Annotated in this window: 4 protein-coding genes; all 4 read right to left on the bottom strand. The window is 72.5% G+C overall.

The genetic code is table 11. From position 1 onward, the window contains the following. Positions 1-71: 71 nt before the first annotated feature. Positions 72-1,184 carry a ribosome small subunit-dependent GTPase A gene (gene rsgA / locus AOK23_RS07800; protein ID WP_055712017.1) on the bottom strand — a complete coding sequence of 371 codons (1,113 nt, stop codon included), beginning with the start codon at positions 1,182-1,184 and terminating at the stop codon, positions 72-74. 656 nt (positions 1,185-1,840) lie between these two features. Then, on the bottom strand, positions 1,841-3,349 hold the full coding sequence (locus tag AOK23_RS07795; RefSeq protein WP_055712016.1) for a cellulose-binding domain-containing protein: 1,509 nt from the start codon (positions 3,347-3,349) through the stop codon (positions 1,841-1,843). A 214-nt stretch (positions 3,350-3,563) separates the two neighbouring features. Next, positions 3,564-4,898 carry a radical SAM protein gene (locus tag AOK23_RS07790; protein ID WP_055712015.1) on the bottom strand — a complete coding sequence of 445 codons (1,335 nt, stop codon included), beginning with the start codon at positions 4,896-4,898 and terminating at the stop codon, positions 3,564-3,566. Positions 4,899-4,993: 95 nt separating this feature from the next. Then, positions 4,994-5,533: a tetratricopeptide repeat protein gene (locus tag AOK23_RS07785; RefSeq protein WP_055712014.1), complete on the bottom strand. Its 540-nt coding sequence runs from the start codon at positions 5,531-5,533 to the stop codon at positions 4,994-4,996. Between the last annotated feature and the right edge of the window lie 309 nt (positions 5,534-5,842).

Genomic DNA, 5,842 nt, shown 5'->3' with positions numbered 1-5,842 from the left:
GCCCCTGACGGGACGGGCCCGTGCCCTGGAGGGACGGGCCTGTGGCCCGCCCTCCAGGGGATGCCCACCCCCTAGTGGCGGCCGCCGCGCTTCGCCTCCATCGCCGCGCGGCCCTCCGCGCCCCTGCGCTTCCACTCCTTGCGGATCTCCGCGCGCAGGCGGGCGTCGCTCTTGGCGACGATGCGCTGGTTCTCGCGGAGGAGCTTGCGGTAGCTCTCCAGACGGCGCGGGGACAGGGTGCCCGTGTCCACGGCCTGGAGCACCGCGCAGCCCGGCTCGGCGACGTGCGCGCAGTCGTGGAAGCGGCAGCGCGCCCCGAGTTCCTCGATCTCGGCGAAGACCTGGTTGACGCCGGTCTCGGCGTCCCAGAGGCCGACGCCGCGCAGCCCGGGGGTGTCGATGAGCACTCCGCCGCCGGGGAGGGCGAGGAGGTTGCGGGTGGTGGTGGTGTGCCGGCCCTTGCCGTCGACGTCGCGGGTGGCCTGGACGTCCATGACGTCCTCCCCGAGCAGCGCGTTGGCGAGGGTCGACTTGCCCGCGCCGGACTGCCCGAGCAGCACGGAGGTGCCGCCGGAGAGCACCGCGCCGAGGACGTCGAGGCCCTCGCCGGAGGTGGAGCTGACGGGGATGACGGGGACGCCGGGGGCGGTCGTCTCGACGTCCTGCACCAGGTACGCGAGGGTCACCGCGTCCGGTACGAGGTCGGCCTTCGTGAGCACGACCACCGGTTGCGCCCCGGACTCCCAGGCCAGCGCGAGGAACCGTTCGACGCGGCCGAGGTCGAGTTCCACGGCGAGCGACACGGCGACGACGGCGTGGTCGACGTTGGCGGCGAGGATCTGGCCCTCGGCGCGCTTGGAGGAGGTGGAGCGCACGAACGCACTGCGGCGGGGTAGGTAGGTGCGGACGTAGCGGGGGTCGCCCGCGGGTTCGACGGCGACCCAGTCGCCGGTGCACACGACCCGCATGGGGTCGTGCGGGGTGACGAACGCGGTGTCGGCCCGCAGCGGGCCGTCGGTCGTGATGACGTCGCACTGCCCCCGGTCGACCCGGACGACCCGCCCGGCGACGAGGCCCTCGGCGTCGTACGGGGCGAAGGCGTCCGCCCAGGCGTCGTCCCAGCCGTAGGGGGTGAGAGCGGAGAGAGAGGAGGCGGAACCGGAAGGAGAGCCGGAGAAAGTCAAGGGAGACCCTTCACAAGGGTGGTCCCGGCGGCCGCGCGAGCCCGTCGGGGGCGGCGCGGGGTGAAGTCTGGGTGTGTCAGCCGGAGACCACGGAGGTGGACTGGATGGATTCCTGGATGAGGGCAGCGCTCGTCACCGTGACAGCCATCGGTCGACACCTCCTGTTGTTCTCTGCTCGTCGTCGGCACCGGCGGCCGAAGGGGCCGCGATGCGGGGTGATCACACCCTAGCGGGGGCCAGCGGGGCCCCGTCAATCGAATTAACCGGCAGCAGCGAATCCGCCCGCCGACCGGCGCAGCCTGGGCAGTCGGCGCAGCCGGGGCAGTCACCAAGCCGCCCGACCTGCCGCTCGGCCGGTCGGCCCGGCCTGCCGGTCCGCCGGTAGGCCCGAACTGCCGCTCTGCCCGTTGGCCCGACCTTCCCGCGTGCCAGACAGCCGGCTTGCCCGGCTTGTCGGTGTGCCCGTCTACCCATGCGCCCGTCCGCCCGGTACGCCGGTATGCCTGGCCTGCCGGGTATGCCCGTCTGCCCGGCCGGCCCTGCGTGTCGGTATGCCCCTATCCCGGCATGCCGGCCTGGGCGGCCCGGCCCGTCGGCCTGCCGGGCCTGCCCGGTTGGCCGGGCTCACCCGTCCACAACCTCCCCGGACAGAACAGCTAGTCGGCCGTCTTGCAGGGGCGGCCGTTGAGGGTGAAGTCGTCGGGGACCGTGTTGGCGTCGCTCTCCCAGGCGCCGAGGAAGCCGACGCCGAACGTGCCGCCCTTGGCGACCGTCTTGTTGTAGTCGGCGGCGGTGGCCGTGACGCGGGAGCCGTTCTGGTCGAAGGTGCCGTCCCACATCTGTGTGACGCGCTGGCCGCCCTCGTAGGACCAGCCGATGCGCCAGCCGTCGAGGGCCTTGGTGGTGGTGACGGTGACGGTCGCCTGGAAGCCGCCCGGCCACTCGTTGTCGACCTGGTAGCGGACGTGGCAGGTCACGGAGGACGGCTTGCCGGGCTCGACCGGCTCGTGCGACACCTTGGCGGGCGTCGAGGAGTCGCCCTGGGGTTCCTCGTTGCTGTTGCCGCCGTCGCCGTCGGTGCCGGTCTCCTGCGGGCGGGTCGTGCTCTGCAGCCCGGTCGAATCGCCGGACGGGCCGGGCTGGGCCTCCGGGAAGGAGGGGTCCCGCTGGACCACCGGCGACTCGCTCGTCCTGCCGCCCTCGGCCACGGCCGTGTCATCGTCGCCGAACTGCATCAGGGAGACGGCGAGCGCGAGCACGGAGACGACGGCGGCGCCGACCAGCATCCCGGTACGGCCGATCCTCGGGCGGGGTTCCTTGCCCGGTGAGAGTCCCCGGTCGGTGCCGGTGGAGTCGGCGCGGCCGGGCAGGAGGCCCGCCTCGGCGGCGCGGCGGCGGCGCTCCAGGTAGGCGAGTCCGCCCCAGCCGATGACGCCGCCGGCGAGGGCGGCGGGCAGTCCGCCGCCGTGCAGGCCGAGGCAGGCGGCCGCCTCGGCGCACTCCACGCAGGTGGCGAGGTGCCGGGAGAGGTCGTCGGGGGTGTCCGTGCCGGGCGAGCGGGTGACCGCGTCCAGCAGCCGTGCGTAGCTGCGGCAGTCGGCGTCCATGGGCGTGTCGACCAGATTGCGCTGGCACCGGTCGCGGAACAGGCCCCGCACCTGGTCGAGTTCGGCGCGGGCGACGGCCGGGTCCAGGCCGAGCCGGCGGGCCACCGAGGTCAGCGGCAGCGCCTCGACCTCCGCAAGCCACAGCAGCGCCGCGTCGGGCTCCTGCATGTCCCTGAGGGCGCGCAGGGCGAGGGGGCGGTGCAGCGGCGGACCGGCGTAGCGGAACGCCTTGTCCGAGTTGAGCCACAGTCGCAGGTCGGGGTCGAGCCGGTGGCCCTGTCCGCCCGACTCCCAGGTGGCGGCGGTGGTCCTGACCCAGGTCAGGAGGAAGGGTATGCGGGGCAGGCGCAGGGCCCGCCGTCCCGCACCGCGGCCGACGCCCGCCTCGAACTCCAGGACCTCGGCCTCACGCATGCCGCCGCTGAAGGCCTGGGTGGCCAGTTGGGTCGCCGCGTTCGAGCCGGAGGTGCACAGATCGGCGTACGACAGGACCGCGTCCCAGCACTCCGAGAACAGCGCGGCTTCGACGGCGTCCTGGGGCTTCGGCAGGTCGGGCATGGGTCTCCTGCATCCACAGAGCGAGGGGGGAAGTCCAACAGAAAGGTCAACTGGCCCTTGAGGCAAGGGAGTTGAGGGGACCACCTGGTGGCGGCCCCGAGCTTTTCACGCTTCCCACACAACTGACAAGCCGCGTGTTCAGATGTGCCGAACGTCGGTTTCCGCTGTGGAGTTGTACGTACGGGAGCCCCGTTAGACTCACCGGTCGCGGAAGTTACTTGACTGTAACCTCTTCGGTGGTCTCCTCCGCCGCCGGGAGGCTGTCCATGAAGGAGCTGACGGAGAACACCGCGTGACCGGGGCCGGGCGGGCCGTAACCGGGGGGCGAGGACAGACCGAAGTCGTCCATCGTGGCGCGGTACGCCTCCAGGAGCCTGATGTGGTACTCCAGCGGCGCGCCCTGCGGGTTGGCCTTGCCGAGCGGGGTCGTGGGCTCCGGGCACCAGGTGGTGAAGCGGGGCGTGATGCCGTGCGACATGAAGAAGCGCAGGCCCTCGGTGGTGGACGCGATGGCCTCGTCGACCGTGGTGAACCCGAACGGCTCCGCCATCTCGACGCCCGCGACGAAGTTGGGGATGACGTTGCGCGCGCCGAAGACCTCCGCCGAGTCGAGGATGCGCTTGTGCCACTCGTCGCGGCCGACGTAGCGCTCCTTGCCCGGGCAGTACATCTTGAAGAGGTACTCGTCCCACACCTCGTAGTTGGGGTGGTAGATCTTCACGCCGTAGTCGTGGAAGCGCTTGACGTCGTCGAGCGGCAGCGCCTGCGCGACGACCTTGCCGATCCAGCGGTTCGGGAAGCGCTCCTCGATGGCCTTGGCGTAGTGGCCGTAGAAGTCGGCCTCGTCGCGTCCGGCGACCGTCTTGGTGATCGCGCCGCCGGTGAGGGTGTACGCGGTGGAGGTCTTCGCCGTGTCGTACCGGTCGATGATCTCCAGGGCCTCCAGGACCTCGTCGACGTCCTTCACACCCGTGTACGGCCGACCGGCCGCCTTGTGCTGGCGCCAGTTGTGGTTGATGTCGCAGTACTGGCACTCCTCCTTGGCGCCGAAGTACTGGCAGACGCGGAACACGGTCAGGTAGATGAGGTAGCCCCACTGGATGGTGGGGGCCACCTCCATCACGGACTTCCCGTTGGAGAGGGTGTGCCGGTAGTACTCGGGCATCGGCGGCACACCGACGTCGGCGATGCGGCGGCCGTCGAGGTAGAGGCCGAGGAGGCCGTCGGCGTCGGCCGCGACCCGGTACGGCGACGACGGGTTGACCCGTACGGACACGACGGTGCGCCGCAGGTCGTAGGGGCCGCCGGTGAGGATGATCTCCTCGGGCGGGCGGCGCAGGGCGGCCTCGCCCAGTTCGGGCAGGGTGCCGTGGTCGAAGGAGAAGATGAAGTACGACTTCGGCTTGACCTCGCCGTTCTCGTTGTCGCTGAGGGCGGAGGCGTCGAAGGCCACGCCGCCCCTGAGCAGGTCCTCCTTGAAGACGGCTTCCCGTGGCACGTGCGGGAACCTCTCCATCAGGTCCTCCACCAGCGCGGTGCGGCTGCCCATGCCGTTTCTCCTCTCGTTCGACTCCTCACGGTATGCCTCCGGCCCGGCGGAGGTGGGAGCGGGGCCCCCGAGCGGGTCGCGCGGCGGCCGTCGGGTCAGCTCGGGGCGGCCACGGGACCGGTGGTGGTCTCGCGCAGCCGGGCCCGGATCCGGTGGGCGTCGACGTGGTCGAGCCGGTCCTGGACGGCCAGGGCCCGCTGCCACGGGAGGACGGCCGTGCGGTGGTCGCCGGCGGACCGGTGGGTCTCGGCGATGTGGCAGAGGGTGTCCGCCACCTCGGCGAGGTCGCCGCGCTCGTGCCGCAGCCGCAGGGCGGCCCGAAGGCAGCTGATCGCCTCCCGGCGGTCGCCGAGACCCAGGTGGGCGTGGCACAGGCGGTGCCCGCGGGGCCCCGAACCGGCCTCGCGCAGTTCGCGGGCGAACGAGGCGAGCGGGAGGCGCGGGGCCGTGGCGGCGCGGGCGGCCACGATCGACAGGGCGAGCGGCAGCCGGGCACAGCGCGTGATGACCTCCCCGGTGGCGTCCGGGGCGTCCGCCACCGGGTCCCGGCCGAGCCGCCCGACGAGCAGTTGGCGGGCCTCGTCCTCGGTGAGCAGGTCGAGCAGGTCGAGCAGGTCGAGCAGGTCGAGCAGCAAGCGGTAAGCGCCGTCGCCCGCGACCCGACGACTTCGACATCAGGAACGTGGCGCTCGTCCTGTGCGACGAGCGCACGGGCGTGGACCAGTGCTACACGGGCCCCAACTCGGGGACCAACCCGCTCGCCTGACCTGCCGTCCCGGCCTCGGCCGCCCCCGGTCGGCGGGGGCGGCCGTCGTTCTGCCCGACGTCCGAAAACGGCCGCGACCGGAATCGTCTGTTTCGCCTCCGCGTCACGCGGTGCGTTCCAGGACGGCTCGGTCGAGTGCGTGGGCCAAGGGGGTGCCGGCGGCGAGGCGTTCGGCCTC

It is taken from the genome of Streptomyces torulosus, from assembly GCF_001419765.1.
Lineage (GTDB): Bacteria > Actinomycetota > Actinomycetes > Streptomycetales > Streptomycetaceae > Streptomyces > Streptomyces torulosus.
Note: the sequence above shows the minus strand (reverse complement) of the source record. Positions and strands in the feature narration are given on the sequence as shown.